Source organism: Oleiphilus sp. HI0079 (genome assembly GCF_001635105.1).
Genome location: NZ_LWFT01000170.1, coordinates 1 through 981, shown reverse-complemented (window position 1 = coordinate 981; position 981 = coordinate 1). Strand labels below are relative to the sequence as shown.

Sequence of the window (981 nt, the reverse complement as noted above, 5' to 3'; positions counted from 1 at the left end):
GACTTCTTGCGATACTTTTTGACTGGTTTTACTTAGTATTTTGTGAGGGCTTTATGGATCGATGCAAGCGATAGGGAAATCTCATGAAGCCGCAGCAACTCGCTCAGAAGACGCCTGGCACCAAGATTTCGAGACGCTATGAGATCTAGAATTAGATTCTCCATATATGTGTTTATCTTAGCGTTTGGCGAGGAGTGGGGGCGTCTGCTGTTACTCTGCAAGCCTTCTTCACCGTCGGCCTGATACCTGCGCCACCACTTCCTCAATGTCGGTCTGGATATGCCGCATCGCTGACAAACGAAGTCAGCATCACCAGACTATTCATAGAGGCAAACCCTCTGCAATCTTTGCAGTATTTCTCTATTCATAACACCCAACGATAGTGAAAGGATGTCTATGAATCACACAAAGTAGAGGACGAAAACACGGGTAAGTCATGCTCCGTTGCAACGCTATCGCGAGAGGAGTCTTTTATGGCTGCTTTGTCTCTAGTTCTCGGTTTGCCTGATATGGTTCATATCTTATGCTGATGGAACCCTAGTGGCAAAGTTGCTTAGTACTTATACCGTCAGACGCCTTGGTAATCACAGTAATTCAAATTATGTTGTTCAATTTATTTCGTATTGGACAACCAACTCATAACAGCCTCGCAAATCTCGTCGTTCTTGGTCGCATCAACAATTCGATAATCTTTATGCGCCAAGGCATCTTGAAGTTGTTTTTCGAACGTGTCTTTAGGATTTGCGATAACTATTCCAAAGGCACCACCTAATGATCCGTTGTCATGTTTCTGTTTGCGCTCTTGAAGCCATTCAACGGCCTTTTCTCGTGAAGAAAAATGGGGTTTAGCCTCAATGTAAAAATGCTCGGGGATTTCTATTGAAGTTGCGTTCTTGAAGTAGCAAACAATACTGCCCGCCATCTCAGGTAAGTACGCGACATCGGACTGCAGCGCCTCAAGAGCCTCTCTAAATGTAGTGA

The 981-nt window shown here is 44.6% G+C and carries 1 protein-coding gene and 1 pseudogene; both read right to left on the bottom strand.

All coding sequences use genetic code 11. The features are described from left to right. Nucleotides 1-35: 35 nt before the first annotated feature. Nucleotides 36-368 (bottom strand): annotated as a pseudogene (locus tag A3750_RS24775) (helix-turn-helix domain-containing protein); the annotation flags it as partial. Between the two features lie 245 nt (nucleotides 369-613). Continuing rightward, a partial coding sequence (locus A3750_RS25740; protein WP_068548002.1) for a hypothetical protein occupies nucleotides 614-981 on the bottom strand: 368 nt, incomplete at its 5' end.